Source organism: Alkalihalophilus lindianensis (assembly GCF_032843265.1).
Taxonomy (GTDB): Bacteria; Bacillota; Bacilli; order Bacillales; family Bacillaceae_D; genus Alkalihalophilus; species Alkalihalophilus lindianensis.
Window position 1 is genome coordinate 1 of the sequence record NZ_JAWJBA010000750.1, and the last position, 250, is coordinate 250.

Sequence of the window (250 nt, forward strand, 5' to 3'; positions counted from 1 at the left end):
GGCGCAATAGCCGCAATCCTCTGGGCACAGCCCACTTTTGGCGTTAATAATCAGGTTTAACTTTACCTTGTTGCCATAATAATAGCGGCGAATCTCATAAGCTGCATTAATGACTGATAGAATATCATCGTCGCTTGTTAACAAGATTTCCTTGGCTTCTTCTTTGGTAAGTGAGTATCCGCCCATTACCTTTTTCGCCAGCTTGATCCATTCCACACTATCACCTCATTTTATATTAGTTAACTATTTT

The 250-nt window shown here is 40.4% G+C and carries 1 pseudogene; it reads right to left on the minus strand.

The window, feature by feature from the left end:
* A pseudogene (locus RYX56_RS24175) lies at positions 1-216 on the minus strand (biotin synthase BioB); the annotation flags it as partial.
* Positions 217-250: the final 34 nt, after the last annotated feature.